The sequence below is a fragment of the Micromonospora sp. NPDC003241 genome, from assembly GCF_053589795.1.
On sequence record NZ_JBSFSO010000013.1, the window covers coordinates 81,839 to 105,426 of the forward strand.

The 23,588-nt window shown below is 73.0% G+C and carries 19 protein-coding genes; 9 read left to right on the forward strand and 10 right to left on the reverse strand.

Annotated elements, in window-relative coordinates:
- Position 1 precedes the first annotated feature (1 nt).
- Positions 2–1,285: a nucleotide sugar dehydrogenase gene (locus ACWDVW_RS13685; RefSeq protein WP_449947938.1), complete on the forward strand. Its 1,284-nt coding sequence runs from the start codon at positions 2–4 to the stop codon at positions 1,283–1,285.
- Between the two features lie 54 nt (positions 1,286–1,339).
- Here the strand turns inward: ACWDVW_RS13685 and ACWDVW_RS13690 are convergent, their stop codons facing one another.
- Positions 1,340–1,876, reverse strand: a complete 537-nt coding sequence (locus tag ACWDVW_RS13690) for an acyltransferase (protein WP_350695284.1) — start codon at positions 1,874–1,876, stop codon at positions 1,340–1,342.
- Between the two features lie 230 nt (positions 1,877–2,106).
- Between ACWDVW_RS13690 and ACWDVW_RS13695 the strand changes: the two genes are divergently transcribed.
- The 5 genes from ACWDVW_RS13695 to ACWDVW_RS13715 all read left to right on the forward strand — a co-directional run bounded on the left by ACWDVW_RS13695 (position 2,107) and on the right by ACWDVW_RS13715 (position 9,040).
- The gene (locus tag ACWDVW_RS13695) at positions 2,107–4,260 is read left to right on the forward strand and encodes a DUF6077 domain-containing protein (RefSeq protein WP_449947941.1); all 2,154 of its coding nucleotides are present in this window, start codon (positions 2,107–2,109) and stop codon (positions 4,258–4,260) included.
- A 194-nt stretch (positions 4,261–4,454) separates the two neighbouring features.
- On the forward strand, positions 4,455–6,212 hold the full coding sequence (locus tag ACWDVW_RS13700) for a CDP-glycerol glycerophosphotransferase family protein (RefSeq protein ID WP_449947944.1): 1,758 nt from the start codon (positions 4,455–4,457) through the stop codon (positions 6,210–6,212).
- A 238-nt stretch (positions 6,213–6,450) separates the two neighbouring features.
- Positions 6,451–6,762, forward strand: a complete 312-nt coding sequence (locus ACWDVW_RS13705; protein WP_449947947.1) for a hypothetical protein — start codon at positions 6,451–6,453, stop codon at positions 6,760–6,762.
- A gap of 145 nt (positions 6,763–6,907) precedes the next feature.
- Positions 6,908–7,564, forward strand: coding sequence for a response regulator transcription factor (locus tag ACWDVW_RS13710; RefSeq protein WP_396746364.1), 657 nt, complete (start codon positions 6,908–6,910; stop codon positions 7,562–7,564).
- Positions 7,565–9,040 carry a sensor histidine kinase gene (locus ACWDVW_RS13715; RefSeq protein ID WP_449947951.1) on the forward strand — a complete coding sequence of 492 codons (1,476 nt, stop codon included), beginning with the start codon at positions 7,565–7,567 and terminating at the stop codon, positions 9,038–9,040. It begins immediately after the preceding gene.
- Here the strand turns inward: ACWDVW_RS13715 and ACWDVW_RS13720 are convergent.
- From ACWDVW_RS13720 to ACWDVW_RS13735, 4 genes are all read right to left on the reverse strand, one after another.
- Positions 9,019–9,981 carry a TAXI family TRAP transporter solute-binding subunit gene (locus tag ACWDVW_RS13720; protein WP_449947954.1) on the reverse strand — a complete coding sequence of 321 codons (963 nt, stop codon included), beginning with the start codon at positions 9,979–9,981 and terminating at the stop codon, positions 9,019–9,021. The genes ACWDVW_RS13715 and ACWDVW_RS13720 overlap by 22 nt on opposite strands.
- A gap of 150 nt (positions 9,982–10,131) precedes the next feature.
- On the reverse strand, positions 10,132–10,806 hold the full coding sequence (locus tag ACWDVW_RS13725) for a hypothetical protein (protein ID WP_350695273.1): 675 nt from the start codon (positions 10,804–10,806) through the stop codon (positions 10,132–10,134).
- A gap of 99 nt (positions 10,807–10,905) precedes the next feature.
- Positions 10,906–11,700 (reverse strand): peroxide stress protein YaaA, encoded by a 795-nt coding sequence (yaaA, locus tag ACWDVW_RS13730; RefSeq protein WP_449947956.1) that lies wholly within the window; start codon positions 11,698–11,700, stop codon positions 10,906–10,908.
- 8 nt (positions 11,701–11,708) lie between these two features.
- Complete coding sequence (locus ACWDVW_RS13735; protein ID WP_449947958.1) at positions 11,709–13,334, reverse strand: ArnT family glycosyltransferase; 1,626 nt, start codon at positions 13,332–13,334, stop codon at positions 11,709–11,711.
- 219 nt (positions 13,335–13,553) lie between these two features.
- Here ACWDVW_RS13735 and ACWDVW_RS13740 point away from each other — a divergent pair, with 219 nt between their 5' ends.
- Positions 13,554–14,594 carry an App1 family protein gene (locus ACWDVW_RS13740; protein ID WP_449947961.1) on the forward strand — a complete coding sequence of 347 codons (1,041 nt, stop codon included), beginning with the start codon at positions 13,554–13,556 and terminating at the stop codon, positions 14,592–14,594.
- A gap of 71 nt (positions 14,595–14,665) precedes the next feature.
- On the opposite strand, the gene ACWDVW_RS13745 is transcribed toward ACWDVW_RS13740, so the two are convergent.
- From ACWDVW_RS13745 to ACWDVW_RS13760, 4 genes are all read right to left on the reverse strand, one after another.
- Positions 14,666–15,202: a hypothetical protein gene (locus ACWDVW_RS13745; RefSeq protein ID WP_449947964.1), complete on the reverse strand. Its 537-nt coding sequence runs from the start codon at positions 15,200–15,202 to the stop codon at positions 14,666–14,668.
- Between the two features lie 781 nt (positions 15,203–15,983).
- The gene (gene glgB / locus ACWDVW_RS13750) at positions 15,984–18,086 is read right to left on the reverse strand and encodes a 1,4-alpha-glucan branching protein GlgB (RefSeq protein WP_449947966.1); all 2,103 of its coding nucleotides are present in this window, start codon (positions 18,084–18,086) and stop codon (positions 15,984–15,986) included.
- Positions 18,074–20,200 (reverse strand): alpha-1,4-glucan--maltose-1-phosphate maltosyltransferase, encoded by a 2,127-nt coding sequence (locus ACWDVW_RS13755; RefSeq protein WP_449947969.1) that lies wholly within the window; start codon positions 20,198–20,200, stop codon positions 18,074–18,076. The genes glgB and ACWDVW_RS13755 overlap by 13 nt, the downstream gene beginning before the upstream one ends.
- Before the next feature lie 130 nt (positions 20,201–20,330).
- A complete protein-coding gene (locus tag ACWDVW_RS13760; protein ID WP_350695259.1) occupies positions 20,331–20,558 on the reverse strand; it encodes a winged helix-turn-helix domain-containing protein in 228 nt (75 codons plus the stop codon).
- Between the two features lie 474 nt (positions 20,559–21,032).
- On the opposite strand from ACWDVW_RS13760, the gene ACWDVW_RS13765 reads away from it, so the two are divergent.
- Positions 21,033–22,193 carry a helix-turn-helix domain-containing protein gene (locus ACWDVW_RS13765; RefSeq protein WP_449947972.1) on the forward strand — a complete coding sequence of 387 codons (1,161 nt, stop codon included), beginning with the start codon at positions 21,033–21,035 and terminating at the stop codon, positions 22,191–22,193.
- Positions 22,174–22,311, forward strand: coding sequence for a hypothetical protein (locus ACWDVW_RS13770; protein ID WP_449947975.1), 138 nt, complete (start codon positions 22,174–22,176; stop codon positions 22,309–22,311). The genes ACWDVW_RS13765 and ACWDVW_RS13770 overlap by 20 nt, the downstream gene beginning before the upstream one ends.
- Positions 22,312–22,356: 45 nt before the next feature.
- Here the strand turns inward: ACWDVW_RS13770 and glgA are convergent, their stop codons facing one another.
- Positions 22,357–23,559: a glycogen synthase gene (glgA, locus tag ACWDVW_RS13775; protein ID WP_449947976.1), complete on the reverse strand. Its 1,203-nt coding sequence runs from the start codon at positions 23,557–23,559 to the stop codon at positions 22,357–22,359.
- Between the last annotated feature and the right edge of the window lie 29 nt (positions 23,560–23,588).

A 23,588-nucleotide genomic window follows, 5' to 3' on the forward strand; every position in this document is an offset into this window, starting at 1 on the left:
CATGAACATCTGCGTCGTCGCCCTCGGGAAGATCGGCCTGCCGTTGGCCGTCCAGTTCGCCTCGAAGGGACACCGGGTGATCGGTGCCGACGTCTCCGAGCGGGTCGTCCAGCTGGTCAACGACGGGGCCGTGCCTTTCCCCGGCGAGACGGACCTGGACGTCAAGCTGAAGGAGGCGGTGGCCGCCGGGCTGCTGTCGGCGACCACCGACACCACCGCGGCGGTGGCCGAGTCCGAGGCGGTCGTGGTGGTCGTGCCCCTGTTCGTGGACGCCGAGGGCGTGCCGGACTTCGGCTGGATGGACGACGCGACCCGGGCGATCGCCGCCGGCCTCAAACCGGGCACCCTGGTCAGCTACGAGACCACCCTGCCGGTCGGCACCACCCGCGACCGGTGGGCCCCGATGCTCCAGGAGGGCTCCGGACTCACCGCCGGCAAGGACTTCCACCTGGTCTTCAGCCCGGAGCGGGTGCTCACCGGCCGGGTCTTCGCCGACCTGCGCCGCTACCCGAAGCTGGTCGGCGGCGTCGACGAGGCGTCGGGCGAGCACGGCGTGCGCTTCTACGAGGCGGTGCTGGACTTCGACGAGCGGCCCGACCTGGACCGTCCCAACGGCGTCTGGGACCTGGGCTCGGCCGAGGCATCCGAGCTGGCCAAGCTCGCCGAGACGACCTACCGGGACGTGAACATCGGCCTGGCGAACCAGTTCGCCCGCTTCGCCGACACGGTGGGTGTCGACGTCACCAAGGTGATCGAGGCCTGCAACACGCAGCCGTACAGCCACATCCACTCGCCGGGTATCGCCGTCGGTGGGCACTGCATCCCGGTCTATCCCCGCATGTACCTGTGGAACGACCCGGCGGCCACCGTGGTGCGGTCGGCCCGGGAGGCCAACGTGGCCATGCCCGAGTACGCCGTCGACCTCCTGGCCGCCGCCTACGGTGACCTGACCGGCGTCGGTGTGCTGGTGCTCGGCGCCGCCTACCGGGGCGGAGTCAAGGAGACGGCCTTCTCCGGTGTCTTCCCGACCGTGGAGGCGCTGCGCCGCCGGGGCGCGACGCCGTACGTCACCGACCCGATGTACACCAACGAGGAACTCGTGGCGCACGGCCTGCCGGGCTACGCCGGAGAGCCGGTCGGTGCCGCCGTCGTCCAGGCCGACCACGCCGAGTACCGGACGCTCGCTCCCGCCGACCTGCCCGGCGTGACGGTGCTGGTGGACGGCCGGCGGGTCACCGACCCGGACCGGTGGGCGGGTGTGCGCCGAGTGGTCATCGGCGGCTGAACGAACGGTGACGGGCCCGGCGACCGCGTCGCCGGGCCCGTGCCGTTGACCGGGTCAGCCGCGCTGCGGCGGGTTGTCCACGTCGCGCGAGACGACCTCGCCGCGCTCGTCGACCCAACCCTTCGGCCGCGCCGGGTTGCCCGCCACGAGTTGGTACGGCGCGACGTCCCGGGTGACCACCGAACCGGCGGCGATCATCGCGTACTCGCCGACCTCGATGCCGCAGACCAGCGTGGCGTTCGCACCGATGGAGGCGCCCCGGCGTACCACGGTGGGGGTGATCTTCCAGTCCGGGTTCTGCGCGCGGGGGCGGAAGTCGTTGGTGAAGACCGCGCACGGGCCCACGAACACCTCGTCCTCCAGGGTCACCCCCTGGTAGACGGAGACGTTGTTCTGGATCTTCACGAGGTCGCCGACCGTGACACCCGCGTCGACGTACACGTTGCGTCCGATCACGCAGCCGGCACCGACCTGCGCGGACGACCGGACGTGGGCCAGGTGCCACACCTTGGTCCCGTCGCCGACCTGGGCGCCCTGCTCGACGTCGGCGGTCGGGTGCACGAAGACGGTGGAGGCGCTCTCGTCAGTCAACCTTGGATCCCATCGGGTCACGGGGGCATCGAACGTCGCGTAGCATACCCACCCCCGGTCGGACCCTGCGAAAGCCACGGTCGTCCACGTCCGGGCCCCGGCGAGCCAGGTCCTCACGTCGGTCCGACTCGGCATACCCTCGGTGCCGTTCATCCCGCACGATGCCCGCTCACGCCGGCCGTCGACGCCGGGCCGGGCAGCCCTGCGCCTACCACGAAGGACCCCTGTCGATGACCGACCAGACCGTCGCCGCCACCGTCCCGACAGCGGTCGACGGACCGACCGCACCGGGTCGCCTGCGGTCGGTCGGGCGCCGGGTCGGTGCCGTGACCGCCGTGCTGCCCGTCGTACTCACCGACGGCGCCGTACTGGCCTTCGCGCTCTGGACGCTGCTGTATCACGCGGCCCTTCCGCTCGGTCTCGCCCCGTCGTCGACGTTCCGGATCTGGTGGGTCTCCTGCGTGGTGGTGGTCCTGCTCGCGCCACCGCTGCGATGGTGGTGGCGTCGGCGCGCCGGCCGGGCCGCCCCGGACAGCGGGACGCCGGAGGCGGCCGACACGGATCGGGAAACCGACACGGAGCCGGCGGGCGAGCCGTCCGGCCGGCCGCCGGGGGCCCCGCGTCGGTGGACCGTGCCGGTCCTGTTCTTCGGCGTCGTCGCGGCGATCACCGCCGGCCTGGCCGGAACGCCGGCCGGCGACGGTCTGTCCTGGTGGGTGCCGGCCTCGGCCGGAGCGGTGGCCGCCGTCGGCGCGGTGCTGCTGACCCGGCGGACCTGGCGGGTCATCCCGGCGACCCGGCCACCCACGCCGGCACCGACCGCCGCGCAGTCGGCGTACGCGCTGCTGGTCTCCGGTCTGGTCGCGGTGGCCTCGCTGCTCATCGCCCGGAACACCCCCGACGACGTCTACTACGTGGGCCGGTCGGTGTGGGTGGCGCAACGGGACGTCGTCCCGCTCAACGACTTCCTGTTCAGCGAGAACGTGCTCCCGGCGATGGCCTCGCTGCCGCCGACCGCCAGCATCGAGGTCTTCGCCGGTGCGCTCGGTCGGTTCCTCGACATCCACGCCGCCTCGGCGACCTGGTACGTGCTGCTGCCGGTGCTGGCCGTGCTGGCCGTGCTGGCGCTCTGGCGGGTGGTGCAGCAGTGGGCGCCCCGACGTCCGGTGCTCGCATTCACCGTGGCGATCGCCTTCCTCGGGCTGGTCGCCGGCCCGGACGCCGCCCTGGGCACCTTCCACCTGCCCCGGCTCTACGAGGGCAAGGGCATGTTCGTCTCCGCCGTCGTGCCGCTGATGTGGTATTACCTGACCCGCTGGTTCGACGACCGGTCCCCGCGCATCCTGGTGCTGATCGTCGCGCTGTCGGTCACCGCGATCGGGCTCAGCACCACCGCGGCGATCATCCTGCCGATGCTGGTCGGTGGCGCCGTACTGATGATGACGTTGGTCGGCCGCTGGAAGGCGGCGCTGGTCGCCGGTGTGGCCGCCGTGGCGTACCCGGTCGGCGCGGTGGTCGTGACGCAGTTGGTCCTCGGGCAGGGCACCGCGACCGGGGCGGACGCGATCGTCTACGACGCCGAGTACACCTACCGGCGTACCTTCGAGGTCGGCATCGTCGGCGTGATCGGCGGGCTGGCGCTGTGGTGCGGGCCGCTGCTGGTCCGCCGTCGCACCCCCGCCCTGCTGGCGGCCGGCGGCACCCTGACGCTGAGCGTCCTGCTGGTGCCGGGCGTGCTGGAGTGGCTCGCCGCGCTCACCGGCATCTCGGTGGTCCTCTGGCGGGTGCCGTGGTTGCTCGCCCTGCCCGCGCTGGTCGGGCTGCTCTGCACGGTCTGGCTGCCCACCGGGCTGCGGGCCGTGCGCGCCCTGGTGGGGGTGGCGCTGGCCGGGGTGATGGTGGCCTCGTTCGCCGGGTACGCCACTCCGATGTGGTCGGAGCGTAGCTGGGTGGAGGTGCACGACCGGCCGACCTGGAAGTTGCCGCAGCACCGGCAGAGCATCGTGTTCTGGATCGACGGTCTGGACCGGCCGGACGGCTTCCTGCTCGCGCCCGACACCATCATGCGGACCACGCCGATCGTGACCAGCGAGATGCGGGTCGTGCTGCCGCGCGACTTCTATCTGGTCGAGTACGACCTGACGTCGCAGTTCGCCAGGGACCGGCTGTTGCTGACCCGGTTCGCCAGTGGGGCACCGGCCGACGAGCGTCCCACCCCGGAGGAGGTGGCCGGGGCGTTGGAGCGGGTGGACGTCGGCACGATCTGTGTCTACGGCGGAAACCGCTACGCCCGACAGACCGCCGGCGAACTGGGGTACGTCGAGTTCGCCAGCCGTCGGGTGCCGGGCCGGTCCGGCACCGTGGTCTGTCTGCGTCGTGTCTGAGGGTGCGCGCGTTCGGCCTGGTCACGCCGACTGTCCACGGCGGGCGGTCAGCGGTGCGGGCAACGGTGGTTTGGGAGAAAGATGCCTGATACCCGACCTTCGTCCCGACGGCACTTCGCGTTAAGGTCGCAGCTACGCTGGCGGCCGTCGACGCGCATCCAGCCGGTCATCGATCTCGTAAGGGAGCATTCTCGTTGTTCGGCATGTTGACTTCGCGCGTGGGAGTCGCCCCGCGTGGCGCCCTGCTGCTGGCGTCCTATCTGGTGCTGCTCGCCGCCGGTGCCTTCGGCTGGGTCGGTCTCTTCGCGGTCGCCGGCCTGGCGGCGGTGCTCGGTGAGTTCGCCGCCGCACGGTGGTCGCCGGCCACCGTGACGTTGTTGGAGAAGGTCGGCGTCAGCCTGGTCTATCGGCAGTTGGCTCGCGACCTGTCGGTGGTGCTGCTGGTCGCCGCCCACGTGCCGGTGACCGGCGTCGAGCTGACCCTGCTGCTCCTGCTGCCCGCCGTGGTGTGGCTGGTCGCGGTCTTCGCCGGGGCGTTCAACCGGATGATCGACCGCCGCACCGCCGACTCGGCGCTGGTGCGCAACATCGATCTGGGCCGCAAGCGGTCCGCGCCCCGCCCGCCGGGATGGGTCGCCGAGGCGGTCGGCGACCGGTTGCCGTGGACGAACGTCCTGCTCGTCCCGGCCGCGGTGGTGGCCGTCGTCGCGAGCGACGTGCTGCCGGTCTTCGTGGCTGGTGCGGTGGCCGTCGGGCTGGCCGGGGTGATCGGCGGCATCGTCGCGTTCACCTGGCTACGTGGGCGGGGCACCGGGCAGAGTTCGCCGCTGCCGGCCGTGCAGCAGTGGTTGAACAGCTACCGCCCGGAGGTGGCGCTGTACTTCGCCGGCCCGGCCAAGGACGTCTACCAGGCGAACATGTGGCTGGCGCCGATCGAGGCCGTGGGGCGTCACGCGGTGGTGCTGATGCGCAACCGGGACGCCTTCCTGGAGCTGGCCGACACCCGGCTGCCGGTGGTCTTCGTGCCGGCCGCGCCGGACTTCATGAACCTGGACAAGAGCAGCATCCAGGTGACGCTGTACGCCGCCAACGTCGGGCCGAACATCCACATGTTGCGGGAGCCCGGCATGAAGCACGTCTTCGTCGGGCACGGTGACAGTGACAAGGCGGCCAGCGTCAACCCGTACAGCAAGGTCTACGACGAGGTGTGGGTCGCCGGCCTGGCCGGTCGGGAGCGGTACGCGCGGGCCGGGGTGGGCGTGCTGGACGCCGACATCGTGGAGATCGGCCGCCCGCAGTTGGCCGGCGTGCACACCTTCGGCTCGGAGGCGGTGGACCGCCCGTTCACCGTGCTGTACGCGCCCACCTGGGAGGGGTGGCTCGACGACGACCCGTACCACACGTCGCTGATGCTGATGGGGGAGCGGATCGTGGCCGCGCTGCTGGCCACCCGCCCCGCCGTCCGGCTGATCTACAAGCCGCACCCGTTGACCGGGACCCGGTCCAAGCAGGCCAAGGCGGTGCACCAGCGGATCGTCGAGCGGATCCGGGCGGCCGGCGGCGACGTCGACGCGGCCGGCCTGGACGGGCCGGCGCACCGGGTGGTCACCGGTCGGGTGCCCGCGCTGTTCGACTGCTTCAACCAGACCGACCTGCTGATCAGCGACGTCTCCAGCGTGGTGTCGGACTTCGTGCAGAGCCAGCGGCCGTACGTGGTGGCCAACCCGGCCGGGCTGCCCGAGGACGAGTTCCGGCGGACCTTCCCCACCTCGCGGGCGGCGTACCTGCTCGCCGCGGACTGTGGCGAGCTGGAGAAGATCGTCGCGGTGACCCGGGCCGGTGACGACCCGATGACCGAGGCCCGTCGGGAGCTGAAGACCTATCTGCTCGGCCCGGCCGAGGCGAACCCGATGGACCGGTTCGCCGAGGAGATCGGGCGGCTCTGCCGCTGACCGACATCACGACCGCCACGCGCCCGGGACGACCTGTCGTCCCGGGCGCGTCGTGGTCCGGCATCGGGCTGAGCGCGGGTCGCGCGTTCGGCACCGGGCGGGGCCGCCGCCCGGCAGGCGGCGCGGCGTCGTCCCCGAGCCGGCGGGCGGCGCGCCGGGACCGGTTTTGTCCGGTACGGGCCCGGCCGGGCCCGCGGACGGGCATGCTCGGAGGCAGGTCGCGGGAGAGGGGACGGGCGTGGAGAGCTACCACGAGGACTGGACCGACAGCCAGCGGGCGCTCTACGACGAGTGCTACCGGGCCGGTGCGGACTGGGCCGGCGACCCCGACACCGCTGCGGAGGACGTCCAGCAGGTGATCAACCTCGGCCAGGCCGACGACGACACGCTCGCCGACGCCGAGATCGACTTCCCGCCCCTGGTCGACGCGATCACCGAGGCCACGGGTGAGCTGGTCACCACCGTGCCGGCCAGCCACGACGATCCCGCCTTCCGGGGCTTCGTGGACGGCGTACGCGACGCCACCGCCGACGAGGTCTTCGGCCTCTGAACCACCGTCACCCGGCCCTGGGCCTGTCACCCGGGGCGGTTGTCTGCGACCATCTAAGGTCAGTTCCGCCGACCGTGTCCCCACGGTCGGCGCAATCCACCGGGACCATGCGGGGTCAGCGGAGCAGACCGAACGGGGAGGCCGGGTGCGCATCCTGCTGGTCGAGGACGACCGTCGGGTGGCCGCCGCGTTGTCGTCCGCGCTGACGCGTCGCGGCTACGAGGTGGAGCACGCGGCGACCGTCACCGCCGCCCTCTCCGCCGCGCCGTGCGATCTGGTGCTGCTCGACCTCACGCTGCCCGACGGCGACGGCACCGACCTCTGCCGGGAGCTGCGCCGCCGCAGCAACCAGCTCGGCATCATCGCGGTGACGGCCCGGGGCGAGGAGCGGGACCGGGTGCTCGGTCTGCGGCTCGGCGCCGACGACTACGTGGTCAAGCCCTTCTCGATGGTCGAGTTGCAGGCGCGCATCGAGGCGGTGCTGCGGCGGGCCTCGCACGCGGTGCCGGAGCGCAACCTGATCGAGGCCGGGCGGCTGCGCATCGACGTGGCGGCCCGTACGGTCACCGTGGCCGAACGCCCGGTCGCGTTGACCCGCAAGGAGTTCGACGTGCTGGTCTCGCTGGCCCGGCAGCCCGGCGTCGCGGTGCCCCGCGACCGGATCCTGCTGGACGCCTGGGGGACCACCTTCGCCGACCGGCACACCGTCGAGGTGCACGTCGGGTCGTTGCGGAGCAAGCTCGGCGACGCGCGGTTGGTGGAGACCGTCCGTGGCGTCGGCTACCGGCTGCGGAGCGAGTGAGTGCGCCGCCGGTTGGTGATCAGCTACCTCCTGCTGATGGTGTTGGTGCTGGCGGCGTTGGGCCTGCCGCTGGGGATGACGCTGACCACCCGGGAGACCGAACGGGTCCGGGCGGACCGGACCGCCGACGCCACCCGGTTCGCCTCGCTGGCCGGTCCGGCCCTGCGCAGCGGTGTCTCCGGTCCGTTGGACGCCGAGTTGAGCAGCTACGACGAGCTGTTCGGCATCGGCGCGGCGGTGGTCGACCGGGACCGGCGGGTGGTGGTCGCGTCGGGCAGCTACCGGCCGGGCACGGGCACCCGCGAGGCGCTGGACGTCGCCCTCTCCGGCCAGCAGACCAGTGGACCGGAGTCGGTCTGGCCCTGGCTGTCCGGGCCGATCGTGGTGGCGGTGCCGATCAACGACGGCGGTGAGGTGCTCGGCGCGGTGGTGACCGCGACCCCGTCCGACGGGGTACGCCGGACCGTGGCCACCTGGTGGCTGCTGCTCGCCGCGCTGGGCACGCTGGCGGTGCTGGCCTGCGTGCTCACCGCGTTCGGGCTGGCCGGTTGGGTGTTGCGCCCGGTCACCGAGCTGGACGCGGTCACCCACGAGATCGCCGAGGGGGACCGGGGGGCCCGGGTGCAGCACCAGGTGGGCCCGCCGGAGCTGCGCCGCCTGGCGGCGAGCTTCAACCACATGGCCGACGCCGTCTCCGACGTGATGGACCGGCAACGCGCGTTCGTCGCGCACGCCAGCCACCAGCTCCGCAACCCGTTGACCGCGTTGCGGTTGCGGGTCGAGGAGTTGGGCCCGAGCCTGACCGACGAGGACGGCCGCGCCGAGCACCGGCTGGCCCTGGAGGAGACCGATCGGCTGGCGCTGCTGCTCGACGCGCTGCTCACCCTGGCCCGGGCCGAGCGGCGGGAGAATCAGCGGGTGACCGTCGACGCGGTGGCGGTGGCCGCGTCCCGGGTCGCCGCCTGGGAGCCGTTGGCCCGGCACCGCAAGGTCGCCCTGCGCCTGGCGGCCGACCCGGCGCCGACGTACGCCCGGACCGTGCCGACCGCCATCGACCAGGGGCTGGACGCGCTGATCGACAACGCGGTGAAGTTCAGTGGCGTGGGCGGCGAGGTGACCGTGTCCGTGGCGACCCGCGAGGGCGGGATCGCCCTGGAGGTACGCGACACCGGCCCGGGCATGACCCCCGACCAGCTCGGCCAAGCCACCGAACGGTTCTGGCGGGCACCGGAGGTGCAGAACGTCGACGGTGCCGGGCTGGGCCTGACCATCGCCGCGGTGCTCGTCGACGCCTCCGACGGCCGGTTGACCATGCACCCGAACGCACCCCGGGGCCTGGTGGCCGCCCTGTGGTTCCCGGCGGCCACCGAGCCGGCCGACCTCGCCGCACCGGACGCGCCGCACGGTCCGGCCCTCACCGAGCCGGTGCCGCCGGCCTCGGTGGCCGGCGAGGATCAGGGCTTGCTGGCGCGGTAGTAGTCGGCGGCGCCCGGGTGCAGCGGCAGCGGTGAGGTGGCGATCGCCGAGCGGGGGCTCATCCGACCGGCCGCCGGGTGCGCGCTGGCCAGTTCGGAGCGCCGTTCCATCAGCAGCCGGGTCACCTCGCGCACCAGGGGTTCCGGCAGGTCGGCGCGGACCAGCAGATAGTTGGGGTTGGCCACGGTGGTGACCGGGTCGATGCCGTACACCGAGCGGGGGATGTCCCGTGGCACGTACACCTCCGGGTTGCCCACCCGCAGCGGGGCGGTCCACTCGCCGAGGTCGACGATGCGGGTCGGGGTGTCCTGGGCGAACTGGGCCACGGCTCGCACCGGAAGCCCGCCGGAGAAGAAGAACGCGTCGATCCGCCCCTCCCGCAGCGCGGCCACCGAGTCGTCGAGGCCGAGCCGTTCCTGGCGTACCTGGCCGTCGTCGAGGTCGGCGGCGGTGAGCAACCGCTGCACCGTGATCTCGGTACCGGAACCGGGTGCGCCGACCGACACCCGTCGTCCCCGCAGGTCGGTGAGGGTCTGCACGGGGCTGTTCGCGGTGGTGACCAGGTGCAGCAGGTCGTCGTAGACCCGGGCGACCGCCACCACCTGTGGGTGCGGGCCGGGATCGGCGGGCAACACGTCGGCCTGGGTGAAACCGAGTTCGGCCTCGCGGGCGCCGAGGAGCCGGACGTTCTCCGCCGAGGCGGCGGTGACCATCACCTCGGCGCGGACGTCGGGCAGTTCCCGGTTGAGGATGGCGGCCAGGGACTCGCCGAAGGCGTGGTACACGGCGGTCGGGCTGCCGGTGGCGATCCGGATATGCACTGTCTTGTCCGGAGATTCCCGGCAGGCGCTGAGACCGGGCAGGGCCAGCAACACGGTCAGCGCCAGCGTCGCGCGGGCGCCGCGTCGCCGGGCTCGGGCGGTGTACCGGGTACGGCTCACGGGCAGCACTGTGCGCCGCCGAACCCCTGTGGCGCAAGCCCAGAGGCGGCGGAAGCGCCCTCCGGACGGCCCCGGCGGGTCTGCCGGGGCCGTCCGGGTGGCCCTGACCGGCGGCCGGCGAGCCGATCCAGCCGTCCGGATGGCCACGGATCAGGCGACTGGGCGGTGTGCCGCCTCCTCTCCGGCGTGGCGCAGGATCTGCTCGCGATCCCGGCCGTGCGCGACACTGACCAGGAAGCAGCCGGTGCCCGGGCGCAGCAGCGCCGGCACGTCCAGCAGGGCCGCGCCGCGCACCAGCACGGCGGCCAACTCCCGGTCGGTGATCCGGACGCCGAGGATGTGCCGACGGACGTGCCGGCCACCGGCCAGCAGCGCGGACCGCCAGGCGGCGGCGGCCAACCGGGTACGCCACAGCCGTCGGGCCGTCGAGGCACCGGGCACCGGCCCCCCGAGCAGTTCCCGGCGGCCACGCCGCCACCCGTTCTCCACCATCGCCGCGTACGCCATCCGGTGCTCGCGGGCGACATGGATCTGGTGCAGTTCGTAGCGGCGGCGCAGCCCGCCCACCGCCGTCTCGTGCCGGACCGGGATGTGCAGGCGGTCGAGTAGCTGTCGGGTACGCCGCGCCGCCTCCTCCCGGTTGAACTCGATCGTCGCCGGGATGGCGGGTTGCTGGCCCGCGTACCGGTTGCCGGGAGCCGCCGGAGGCGGCATGCAGCGCAGCAGGCAGGCTGTTTCGAACGCGTCGGCCAGCGTGGTCCAGTCCAACGGCGGCAGGGTCGTCGCCTGGCGATGCCGGTCGAGCAGAATGGGTGCGGCAACCACCGGAGTGCCTCCTTGTGGTGTCGGGTCCTCCTTACGGTGACCTGTGACACCCGCGGGTGGTACCGATCCGGCTCAGCCTTGAGGAAATCTTGCGCCTGGTTACAGTTCGGAAACCACAACGTCGATCTGCCGTGGACGGCCCGGCGTTCCGGCCTGCTCGCACACCGTGTACTTGAGGTCCCGCAGCGCCGTGACCAGCGCGTTCGCGGTGCGTGGCCGGGCCCCGGCGAGCAGCAGGTCCCGCACCAGGCGACCCTTGGTGGCCTTGTTGAAATGACTGACCACCGACCGCACCGGCTGCCCGTCCACCTCACGTTCGTGCAGCACGCGTACCGTCACGACGTGCTCGGCCGACGCGCCGCGCGGCGCCCAGGTGGCGGCGTACGCGCCGGACCGCAGGTCGAGCACCGCAGCGGTGCCGGCCGCCTCGGTCAACACCGGCCCCAGCACCCGCCGCCAGTACGCCGACAGCGCACCGAGACCGGGCAGGCGGGCCCCGATCGCGCAGCGGTACGGCGGGATCCGGTCGGTCAGCCGGACCGCTCCCCACAGGCCGGAACTGACCAGCACCTGCCGCTGCGCCGCCCGCCGGGCGCTGGGCGGGAGCGTGGCCAGGTCGAGGGCCTCGTAGAGCACGCCGGTGTAGATCCTCTCGGCGGGGGCGGTGGCCGCCGCCGTCAGCCGGGCGTTACGCCGTAGCTCGGCGTGCTGGCCGGCGCTGAGCCCGAGCGCGTCCAGTGCCGCCTCCGGTGGCCCGGCGGAGAGCGCCACCAACGCGTCCAGCACCTCCCGGCGGGCGGGGGTGAGCGCCGGCAGCGAGAGCCGGTCCAGGTCCAGCTTGCGGCCGGTGCCGGCGTCGGCCTTGCCCTCGGAGGGCGGCAGCAGGATGAGCATGGGTGACTCTAACGCCAGGGGCGCACCGGCTCCGGCGGGTGGTAGACCCGGAAGCCACCGATCTCGGCGAGCAGGCTGCCGTCCGCACCGGCGCCGAGCAGCTCTCGCAGCCGCCGGTCCGCCGGTGCCCCGGCCGCCAGCACGTACCCCGGCCGGGTGGCGCGGGCCAGCCGCCACCAGTACGCCGGATAGCGGTTCTGGCCCGGGTGCAGGTCGCCGTCGAGCACCCCGCAGACCACCTTCTCGGCGGTGTTGAAGATCAGGCGGTTGCAGGTCCAGTACTCGCCGTACACCTCGTGCAGACCGGCCGCGTGGACCGTGGCGGCGAGTTGCCGCGCGTACCGTTCCTCCCGGCGGCCGGGGTCCGCACCGGCAGTGGCGAACAGGACCGTGACCACCAGCGACGTCGCCGCCAGGGCGGCCAGGACGGCGGCGGCGAACGCCCCGGCCAGCCGTCCCAGCGCGCCGACCGTGCCCCGAACGCCGGCCACCGCCGCGGACCAGAGCGGCCACAGCACCGCCGGCAGCGACAGTTGCAGCACCGACAGGTACCGCGCGTTGCCCAGCGGGTCGCTCGCGGCGAGCGAACTGCGCACGTACGCCAGGAGCGTCAACGCCGCGCCGCCGAGCAGCGCGAGGTGCAGCACCGGGCCGACCCGGTCGGCGCGCCCGGCCCCCCGGCGGTACGCGCGCCCGGCGAGCACCGCCGCGACGACCAGCAGCACCGGGTAGAGCAGCCCGAACCACTCCTGCCAGCGGGTGCAGCCGGTGAGCGGGCAGAGCCCACCCGCCAGCGACACCCCCTCCAGCAGGCCACCGTCCAGCCGCTGGGTCCACGGTGGCGGCGCACCGGTGGCGCCGCTGATGGTGCGCAGCACCGACAGGGAGTCCTGTCCGGGCGGGGCGACCAGGTTGTCGCGGATCATCGGGGCGATCCCGACGGCGAACCCGACGAGCAGCAGCAGCCCGGCCCCGCCGAGCAACTCCCGACGCACCGCCCACACCAGCGCCAGCCCGGCCACCGCCAGATACGGCACGATCAGCCAGTCCGACCAGACGGCCACCCCGGCGAGCAGCCCGAAGAGGCCGACGGCCAGCCGGCGGTGGCGGACCGTGCCCTGGGCCAGCCCGGCGACCAGCAGCAGCATCGCCAGCACCGCGACCTTGACCTCCGGTCGTCCGCCGACGGTCGTCACCTGGTCCCGGATCACCCGCTCGGAGCCGAGCGCCAGCAGTCCGACGACCAGGGTGGCGAACCAGGGCGAACCGATCCGCCGGGTCAGCCGGTGGATCAGCCAGAGGAACACCGCGTAGAGCGCGAGCACCGGCAGCCGCAGCAGCGGCCAGCTCGGTCCGCCGACCGCGAGCAGGGGAGCGGCCAGGTACGACTGCAACATGCCCATGTAGCGCTGGCCGTACAGGAAGACCGGGTGCTCGCGGCCCTCGGCGATGTGCAGCGCGGCCAACCCGAACGTCGCCTCGTCGCTGTTGGACACCGGCACGGTGTGCAGCACGAGGTAGAGGCGGTAGCCGACCCCGGCCAGCCCGAGGAGCAGCGCGACGAGCGCCGGCCGGTCGAGCCGGAGCCACCCCCGTCCGCGCTGTCGCCCTGATTGCGACCCTGCACGTGGCACGACCATCGCCCCCGTCGTCGTCCCGACCGGAGTCTCGCACGGTCGGACGTCGCTAAGGGCCGCTTTGCCGCAGCTCGGGCGGCCTCGCGCGCCCGGCGGCACGGCCCTCGTCCGCGCGGTGGCGCACCGGGCGGCGGTGCGGGTCGTCCGGGTCGCCGACGGGGTGCAGGGGCGGCTCTCGCGTGGCCGAGGTCGCCGGCGTGTGGCAGGGTTGCACCCGTGCCACCCACTCCCGCCGGCCAACTGGCCATACCGACCCTGCACCGGGCCGCTCGGATCGAGGACGCGGTGCACGCCGTGGTTGAGCGTCGGCTACGCCGGACAGGCTGGCGGATCAACATCATCGCGTACACCGGGTACGGCGCGCCCGGCTGGGCGCGGGTGATGTGCCGGGTGCTGCTCGGGCGACCGGACACCCGTCAGCGGGGCCGGTTGGAGAAGGTCCGGGGCTGGCGCAGCTTCACCACGCTGCCCGCCAAGCACGTCACGGTGACGATCGAGACCGGTGGGGTGACCCACGAGACGCGGGCCGACCGCAGCGGCTTCGTCGACGTCGTGGTCGAGACGGACCTGCCGCCCGGCTGGGGTTCGGTGCGGCTCAGCGTCCCGGACGCCGAGCCGGTCGAGGCCCCGGTCCGCATCCTCGACCCGGAGGTCCGCTTCGGCGTCCTCTCCGACATCGACGACACGGTCATGGTCACCGCGCTGCCCCGGCCGCTGCTCGCCGCCTGGAACACCTTCGTGCTCGACGAGCACGCCCGGATGGCGGTACCCGGCATGGCCGTGCTCTACGAGCGCCTGGTCACCGCGCACCCCGGCGCCCCGGTGTTCTATCTGTCCACCGGCGCGTGGAACGTCGCCCCGACGCTCACCCGCTTCCTGTCCCGACACCTCTATCCGGCCGGGCCGCTGCTGCTGACCGACTGGGGTCCCACCCACGACCGCTGGTTCCGCAGCGGCCGGGAGCACAAGCGCGCCACCCTGGCCCGGCTGGCCAAGGAGTTCCCCGACGTCCGCTGGTTGCTCGTCGGCGACGACGGCCAGCACGACCCGGAGATCTACCGCGAGTTCGCCGCCGCCCACCCGGACAACGTGGCAGGCGTGGCGATTCGGCGGCTCTCACCCACCCAGGCGGTGCTGGCCGGTAGCCTCCCCGTCCCGCACGACAGCCCGGCCGAGGGGCCGATCGGGCAGAAGTGGCTCTCCGCCCCCGACGGCGCGGGCCTCTGGACCCTGCTGCGCGGCGCCGGCCTGGTCTGAGCCGGCCCGGCGTGCGGGCCCTCGACGGGGTTCCCGTCCCGCACGCCGTTCCCGAGCCAGCGCGTCGGAGGTCAGCCGCCGGGGGTGAGCGTTACCTCGCCCGTGCAGCCGGCCAGGTGCCGGCGGTCTTCGAGCTGGTCGATGACGGCCTGCCGGTTGGCGATCCGGGCCTCCGACAGCGCGTCCGGGTTCTGCCGCTGACCGGCGATGAAGGTCAGGTTGTTGCGAACGGCGGTGTCGAGGCCGTCGCAGTTCTCCGCCGCGCCGCCGTTGAGTGCCGCGTTCGGGTCCGCGTCCGGCACCTCGACCTCGCCGGTGCAGCCGGCCGCCGCGCGTCGCTGTTCGAGCTGGTCGATGACGGCCTGCCGGTTGGCGATCCGGGCCTCCGACAGCGGGTCCGGGAACACCAGTTGGTCGGCGATGAAGGCGAGGTTGTTGCCCACGGCCGTGTCGAGACCCTCGCAGTTCTCGCTCGCCGAGCTGGTCCCGGTCGCCATCGCGAAGGCCACGCCGAGGGTCACCCCGATCGCCGCGACCCCCGCGATCTTCCGCTGTCGCGGTGAGGTCCCGCGCCGACTGCTCAGGGTGGTACGTCTGTTGCTCGCCATCGTTTCTCTCCCCCTCGTCGTCAACTGCCCTCGGAGGTACGGGCGCGCGGGCGCCGCCGGTTCACCGCTCGGTGATCTACGTGAGAGCCCGGCGAATTGTTACCGACCTGGTGATCGCGTTGTCACGCAGACATGAGGCGGCGAGTGTGGCGGCCCATCCCGGAGGAGAAGTGTGCCGGCCCGTCCCGGAGGAGACAGGTCTCGTCGGGTGGTCGCGTGGTGGTCGGTGGCGAGATCACCGAGGACGGTGCCCGGGGCAGGGTCCCGCTCTACCGGCTGATCGCGTCGCCCTCGACCGCGCTGTCCGCGACGTCCTCACCGACGGCCTGCCCCTGATCGGAGCCTGGCTGCTTTAGCAGGGTCGGGCCCTGTCGAGCTGAGAGCGGGAACGGATCGCGTCAGGTGGCCGCAGGCTGCGGCGTGCCGTTCCTGGCGACGCGATAGCGCGAACGGTTCAGCTCGACAGGCGGCGAGGCTAGGGAGGTATCGGGGTCGAAGGGTTCGCAGGCCGCAACGGCCAGGCCCGCAACGGCCACGGCCGTGACGGCCAGGCCCCGCACCGGCCACGGCCGTGACGGCCAGGCCCCGCACCGGCCACGGCCGTGACGGCCAGGCCCCGCACCGGCCACGGCCGTGACGGCCAGGCCCCGCAACGGCCACGGCCGTGACGGCCAGGCCCCGCAACGGCCACGTCTGGGACGGCCACGGCCGTGACGACGACCCGTGCAGTGTTCAGGCCGTGCAGTGGTCGACCCTATGCAGTGGTCGAGCCGGGCAGTGGTCAGGCCGGGCGGAGCCAGAGGGCGCCGAGTGGGGGGACGCGCAGTGCCACCGAGGCGGGTAGCCCGTGCCAGGGGATGTCCTGGGCGTGGACGGTGCCGAGGTTGCCGACGCCGGAGCCGCCGTAGTGGTGGGCGTCGGTGTTGAGCACCTCGGCCCAGGCGCCCGCCGCCGGCAGGCCGACCCGGTAGTCGTCCACGGGCCGGGCGGAGAAGTTGGCGACGCAGACCAGGGTTGCCCCGTCGGGAGCGATCCGGACGAACGAGACGGTGTTGTTGGCGACGTCGTCACCGGCGAGCCAGCGGAAGCCGGCGGGGGAGGTGTCCTGCGCCCACAGGGCGGGGGTGTCCCGGTAGACCCGGTTGAGGTCGCCGACGAGGCGTTGCACGCCGGCCCGGGCCGGGTCGTGCAGGAGGTACCAGTCGAGGCCGCGCTCCTCGCTCCACTCCCGCTCGTCGGCCAACTCGCAGCCCATGAAGAGCAGTTGCTTGCCCGGGTGCGCCCACATGTACGCCAGCAGCGCGCGCACGTTGGCCAGGCGCTGCCACTGGTCGCCGGGCATCTTGGCGAGCAGCGAGCCCTTGCCGTGCACCACCTCGTCGTGGCTGATCGGCAGCACGTAGTTCTCGCTCCAGGCGTACGCCAGGGAGAAGGTGAGCTGATGGTGGTGGTGCTGCCGGTAGATCGGGTCCTTCGAGGTGTAGAGCAGGGTGTCGTGCATCCAGCCCATGTTCCACTTGAAGCCGAAACCCAGCCCGCCGTCGCTGGTCGGGCGGGTCACCCCCGGCCAGGCGGTGGACTCCTCGGCGATCATCACCACCCCGGGGTGGTGCTTGTAGACCGTCGCGTCGGTCTCCTGCATGAACGCGATGGCCTCCAGGTTCTCCCGGCCGCCGTACTGGTTGGGCACCCACTGCCCGTCGGCGCGGGAGTAGTCGAGATAGAGCATCGAGGCGACCGCGTCCACCCGCAGCCCGTCGACGTGGAACTCCTCCAGCCAGTAGAGCGCGTTGGCGACCAGGAAGTTGCGGACCTCGCGGCGGCCGAAGTCGAAGACGTACGTGCCCCAGTCGGGGTGCTCGCCGCGACGCGGGTCCGGGTGCTCGTAGAGCGGGGTGCCGTCGAAGCGGGCCAGCGCCCACTCGTCCTTGGGGAAGTGCGCGGGCACCCAGTCCAGGATCACCCCGACACCGGCGGCGTGCAGCCGGTCCACGAGGTAGCGGAAGTCGTCCGGGTCGCCGAACCGGGACGTCGGGGCGAAGTAGCCGGTCACCTGGTAGCCCCAGGAGCCGCCGAACGGGTGCTCCATCACCGGCAGGAACTCCACGTGGGTGAAGCCCAGCTCGACCACGTACGCGGCCAACTGCTCGGCCAGTTCCCGGTAGCCGAGGCCGGGCCGCCACGAGCCGAGGTGCACCTCGTACACGCTCATCGGCTCCTGGTGCGGCTGCTGCCTCGCCCGCCGGGCCAGCCAGTCCGCGTCCGTCCACTCGTAGGTCGAGCGGTGCACCACCGACGCGGTGGCCGGCGGCACCTCCGCGTACGCGGCGAGCGGGTCGGCCTTGTCCCGCCAGTACCCGTCCGCGCCGAGCACGCGGTACTTGTACCGGGCGCCGGACGCCACCCCGGGCACGAAGATCTCCCACACGCCGGTGGAGCCCAGCGACCGCATCGGCCAGCCGTCGTCCGGCGCCCAGCCGGTGAAGTCGCCGATCACCCGTACGCCCCGGGCGTTGGGGGCCCAGACGGCGAACGCCACGCCGTCGTCGCGAACGCGGGCGCCGAGCGCCTCCCAGAGCCGTTCGTGCCGGCCCTCGCCGATCAGGTGCAGGTCCAGCTCGCCCAGGGTCGGCGGGTGGCGGTACGGGTCGTCGTGTGACTGCCCGTCCAACTCGATGCGGTAGTCGAACACCTCGCCGGGGACGGTCGCCTCGAAGACGCCGACGTCGTGCACCCGGTTCATCGGGTACCGCCGGTCCCCGACCAGCAGACACGGATCGGCCGCGCCCCGACGCATCGTGCGGATCACCGTACGCCCGTTCGCCGGGTGGGCCCCGAGCACGGCGTGCGGGTCGTGGGTCTCCCCGGAGATCAGCTGGTCCATCGGGCGTCGTCCTTCGTGGCGGAGTCGGTGCCGCTGCGGGGACGGGCGGCAGTGGTGGGGACGGTGGTGGCGATCGGCGCGGCGGCCGTGGCAGTGCTGGCGGTGCCGGGCGCGGCCGTGGCGGTGCCGGCGGTGCCGGGCGCGGCGGCGTCGGCGCGGTGCAGCACCAGCACGTGCGCGGGTTGCAGGTACGGGTCGAGCCGGACCGCGTTGCGCTGCCCCCAGTCGTAGGCGGCGCCGGTCAGCGCGTCGTGCACGGTGAACCGGTCGTGCCAGTCCAGGCCCAACGCGGGCATGTCCAGCGTGGTGTTGCCCCACTGCACGGTGTGCGAGTCGAACGAGCAGATCACCAGCACCGTGTTGCCGGTCGCCGGGTCGTGCTTGGACCAGCAGAGCAGCGCCGGGTTGTCGATGTCGTGGAAGACCAGGTTGCGCAGCCGGTGCAGGGCCGGGTTCTCCCGGCGGACCCGGTTCAGGGTGGCGATGAACGGCGCCAGCGACCGCCCCTGCGCCAGCGCGCCGGCCCAGTCCCGGGGGCGCAGCTCGTACTTCTCGTTGTCGATGTACTCCTCCGCGCCGGGGCGCGCGACGTGCTCGAACAGCTCGAACCCGGCGTACATGCCCCAGGAGGGGGAGAGCAGCGCGGCCAGCACCGCCCGGATCTTGAACATCGGCGGTCCGCCGTGCTGCAACGAGGCGTGCAGGATGTCCGGCGTGTTCGGCCAGAAGTTCGGCCGCATGTAGTCGGCCGCCGCCACCAGTTCCTCGCAGTACTCGCGCATCTGCGCCGCCGAGGTCCGCCAGGTGAAGTACGTGTACGACTGGGTGAAGCCGACCTTCGCCAGCCCGTGCATCATCGCCGGTCGGGTGAACGCCTCGGCGAGGAACAACACGTCCGGGTCGACCTGCTTGACCTCGCCGATCAGCCAGTGCCAGAAGTCGACCGGCTTGGTGTGCGGGTTGTCCACCCGGAAGATCTTCACGCCCTCGCCGACCCAGTGCAGCACCACCCGCAGCACCTCGGCGCGGATGCCCTCCGGGTCGTTGTCGAAGTTGACCGGATAGATGTCCTGGTACTTCTTCGGGGGGTTCTCCGCGTACGCGATGCTGCCGTCGGCCCGGGTGGTGAACCACTCCGGGTGCTCGGTCACCCACGGGTGGTCGGGGGCGCACTGCAACGCCAGGTCCATCGCCACCTCCAGGCCGTGTTCGGCGGCGGCGGCGACGAAGTCGCGGAAGTCCTCCGGCGTACCCAGATCGGGGTGGATGGTGTCGTGCCCGCCCTCGGCGGCACCGATGGCCCACGGCGAACCCACGTCGTCCGGCCCGGCGACCAGGGTGTTGTTGGGGCCCTTGCGGTTGACCCGGCCGATCGGGTGGATCGGCGGCAGATAGAGCACGTCGAAGCCCATCGCGGCCACCCCCGGCAGCCGCTCGGTGGCGGTGGCGAACGTGCCGGACCGGGCCGGCGCGTCGACGGTGGCCGGGATAGCGCCCTCGGAGCGGGGAAAGAATTCGTACCAGGCGGAGAAGAGGGCCCGCTCGCGGTCCACCCAGATGCGGTACTCCTCGCCGGTGGTGACCAGCTCGCGGACCGGGTGCGCCCAGAGCATGTCGGCCAGGGCCAGCGCCGGAGCCACCCGCTGCGGCAGCGGCAGCGCCGTGTCGCCCAGCGCGCGTACCGCCTCGTCCAAGCCCGCCCGCTCGGCGGCCGGGACCAGGTCGGCGGCGGCCCGCAGCACGCGTACGCCCTCGGCCAGATCGTTGGCCAGCTCAGCCGGCCCCTGGCCCGCGGCGATCTTCTTGGTCACCGCGTTGTGCCAGGTGAGGTACGGGTCGCTGAACGCCTCGATGGTGAAGATCCAGTCGCCGACGGCGTCCGGGACGATCGTGGCGTGCCACCGGTCCAGGCCCGGCTCGCCCGGTCTCATCCGGGTGAACGGTCGCGCCAGCCCGTCCGGGCCCAGCCAGACCACGTTGCAGCCGAGCGCGTCGTGCCCCTCGCGGTACGCGACTGCCGACACCGGCAGCACCTCGCCGACGACCGCTCGGGCCGGGTAGCGACCGCAGGAGACGACGGGGGAGACGTCTTCGATCGGGAACCGTCCGCTCACCGCCTCAACCTACTGTGCGAGATCGGCTCGCGCTCGTTCGACCGCCGTACCGTGCCCCACTTGCCCGTCGCCACCCGCCGCCCTCGCGCCGGCTCGATCTGCCCTCGTGCGGGTCGGCGCGCGTGGGAGATCAGGCCGGCGGTTGAGTCGCCACGAACGATCCCTTGCCCTGACGGGTGACGATCCAGCCCCGTTCCTCAAGAATGCGCAGGGCGTATCGGACCGGCCAGGCGCTCGACTGGTATTGCTCACGCAGTTCGGCGATGGACGGCAGCTTGTCGCCGGGCTTGAGCGTGCCCGCGCGGACTGCGGTCGAGACATCGTTGATGATCTGCTCGTAAAGCGGTGCTTGCGGCATGGGCGCGCCACCTCTCGTCAGCGCCTCGATCTTCGCACTCCGAGTGACGCGCCGTGCATGCTCTGTTGACTGTGACGGCATAGCCTTCTAAGTTGAAGTTGCCGGAGGTTCTCTCGTCAGCAACGGAGTGCCTTTGACCAGGGCGGGGCGGGTCCCCGTGCCGCCCCGCCCTGCCTTCACCTCCCCGTCGTGCTCGCCCTGCCCCACCTCCCACTCGCAAGGAGGCACGGATGCACCAGCCCCCGCCCGACATCCCGCGCCCCGTCCCGCCCGACGTGCCGCGTGTCGCCTCCCGCCGACGGTCCCGCTCACGGCCTCGCCTCCTCCCGCGTCCGGCTTTCCCCCGTCGATCAAGGAGTTGTGGCACGGAATTTGTTGCTATACGCGCCTTTCGGGAGTGCCACGACTCCATGATCGGCGGCGGAGGTGCGTGGAGGGCGGGCGCGGCGGCGGTCGGTGGGCGGGTGTGTGGCGGTGAGTGAGGTGCCGGTGGGGCGGCGGATCGCGCAGTGGCGGGTCCGGCGGAACATGACGCAGCAGCAGTTCGCCGACCGGATCGGCAAGTCCAAGAGCTGGGTGGACAAGGTCGAACGTGGGGAGCGCCGAGTGGAGCGGGTGTCGAACCTGCGCGAGGTGGCCGACGCGCTCCGGATCGACCTGGCGAGCCTGCTGCCGGACCGGGCCGGGCGATCCGCGCCCGCTGCCGCCGGTGTGGAGCGGGTCCAGGCGGCCCTGGCCAGGTACCACGTCCCGGCGTCGTCCCGGCCCGTCGACGTGGCGCAGGTGCGCGCCCGGCTGGACCATGCCGAGCAGAGCTACCGGCATGCCCGGTACCCGGCTCTGCTCAGGCTGTTACCCGACCTGCTCGACACGGTCCGGCAGGTGCGGGTCGACCGTCCCGATCCGGTCGGTGACGAGATGCTGGTCGGCGCGTACGGGCTGATTGCTCTGGCTTTGATCAAGCTGGACCAGCGGGAGTCGGCGTGGTTGGCGGCGGACCGGGGGATGGCCGTCGCCCTGGGGGCCGGGAACGCGCTGCTGGTCGCCGTCGCGACCGTACCGCTGAGTCAGGCGCTGCGGGCGGTCGGGCGGCGGCGGTCCGCGATGGACGCGGCGGTCGTGGCCGCGCAACGGATCGCACGTGGGACGGGCGACGCGGCGGCGCTGCGCACGACGTTGCTGGTCCAGGCGGGTCTGGCCGCCGGTGGTCGGGGCGACGGCCGCAGCGCGCGCGAGCTGATCGACCAGGCTGCGGCGATCGTGCCCGAGCTGCCGGACGGCTACGGTACGGCGGCGGTGGAGGCGGCGCGGGCGGTGGTCGCGGCCGACCTCGGGGACGTCGGGGTGGCGGCGGCTCGACACGTTCGGCTGGTCGCGGGGAGCGGGTGGCGGTGGCTGCCGACCGAGCACCGGGCGGCGTACCTGCTCGACGTGGCCCGCGCGCACGCCCGCTGCGGCGACATGCTCCAGGCGGGGCGGGCGCTGTTGGACGCCGAGCGGACCGCCCCCGGGGAGGTACGCGACCGCCCGTCCGCCCGCGCCCTGGTCGCCGTGGTGGCCCGCGCCGCCACCGCTCCCGCCGCGCTCACCCGCCTCGCCACCAGCCTGCACGTCGGTGGCGACGGTACGGGGTGAGCTGTGGTGGACGGTGCGGGGTGAGCTGGTGGGGGTGCGGGGTGAGCTGGTGGGGGTGCGGGGTGAGCTGGTGGGGGTGCGGGGTGAGCTGGTGGGGGTGCGGGGTGAGCTGTGTTAGCAGGGGACCCCTGCTATGCACGAGGCGTTAATAAGGTGCCCTTCCTTACACCGAAAGCGAGCGGTACAGCTCCAGCGTCTGGCGCGCGATCGCGTCCCACGAGAAGTGCTCCACCGCGCGCCGTCGTCCGGCCCGGCCGAGAGCGGCGGCCCGCTCCGGGTCGGCCAGCAGCGTGTTCAGTCGGTCCGCCAGGTCGGCCTCGAAGCGGGCCGGGTCCAGCGGGCGGCCGGAGCCGTCGGTGGCCTGCTCGATCGGGACCAGCAGGCCGGTCTCGCCGTCGGCGACCACCTCGGGGATGCCGCCGGTGGCGGTGGCGACGACGGCGGTCTCGCAGGCCATCGCCTCCAGGTTGACGATGCCCATCGGCTCGTACACCGACGGGCAGACGAAGATGGTGGCGTGGGTGAGCACCTGGATCACCTCGGACTTGGGCAGCATCTCGGCCACCCAGACCACTCCGGAGCGGCGCGACCGCAGCTCGGCGACCAGACCCTCCACCTCGGCGGCGATCTCCGGCGTGTCGGGTGCGCCGGCCAGCAGCACGAGCTGCGTCTCCGGTGGCAGTTCGCGGGCGGCGCGCAGCAGGTGCGGCAGGCCCTTCTGGTGGGTGATCCGCCCGACGTAGACCACGCTGGGCAGCGCGGGGTCGATGCCGAGTCGGGTCAGCACGTCGGTGCCCGGGTCGGGGGCGTACTGCGCGGTGTCGATGCCGTTGTAGATCACCTTGACCCGGTCCGGGTCCACCGACGGGTACGCGGCCAGCACGTCCCGGCGCATGCCGGCGCTGACCGCCACGACCGCGTCGGCGGACTCGTAGGCGGTGCGCTCGCACCAGGAGGAGAGCGCGTAGCCGCCGCCGAGCTGGTCGGCCTTCCACGGTCGCAGCGGCTCCAGGCTGTGCGCGGTCACCACGTGCGGCACCCCGTACAACAGCTTCGCGGTGTGTCCGGCGAGGTTGGCGTACCAGGTGTGGCTGTGCACCACGTCCGCGCCGGCACACCCGGCGGCCATCTCCAGGTCCACGCCCATGGTCCGCAGCGCGGCGTTCGTCCCGGCCAGGGCCGGCGGATCCGCGTACGCCCGGACTCCCGGCTCGGTACGCGGCGCGCCGAAGCAGTGCACCCGGACCTCGGTGATCCGGCGCAGCTCGCGGGCCAGGTACTCGACGTGGACCCCGGCACCGCCGTAGACCTCGGGCGGGTACTCCCGGGTGAGCAGGTCGACGCGAAGGGGGGCGGAGTCGCTCATGCCCGGCACCCTAGTGCAGAAGTGTGCCC

What these genes read in the sequence shown, in the direction of transcription:
- yaaA (WP_449947956.1), bottom strand. Translation starts at nt 11,700, where the DNA reads ATGCTCATCCTGCTGCCGCCCTCCGAGGGCAAGGCCGACGCCGGCACC.
- ACWDVW_RS13685 (WP_449947938.1), top strand. Translation starts at nt 2, where the DNA reads ATGAACATCTGCGTCGTCGCCCTCGGGAAGATCGGCCTGCCGTTGGCC.
- glgA (WP_449947976.1), bottom strand. Translation starts at nt 23,559, where the DNA reads ATGAGCGACTCCGCCCCCCTTCGCGTCGACCTGCTCACCCGGGAGTAC.
- glgB (WP_449947966.1), bottom strand. Translation starts at nt 18,086, where the DNA reads ATGGACCAGCTGATCTCCGGGGAGACCCACGACCCGCACGCCGTGCTC.
- ACWDVW_RS13695 (WP_449947941.1), top strand. Translation starts at nt 2,107, where the DNA reads ATGACCGACCAGACCGTCGCCGCCACCGTCCCGACAGCGGTCGACGGA.
- ACWDVW_RS13760 (WP_350695259.1), bottom strand. Translation starts at nt 20,558, where the DNA reads ATGCCGCAAGCACCGCTTTACGAGCAGATCATCAACGATGTCTCGACC.
- ACWDVW_RS13745 (WP_449947964.1), bottom strand. Translation starts at nt 15,202, where the DNA reads ATGGCGAGCAACAGACGTACCACCCTGAGCAGTCGGCGCGGGACCTCA.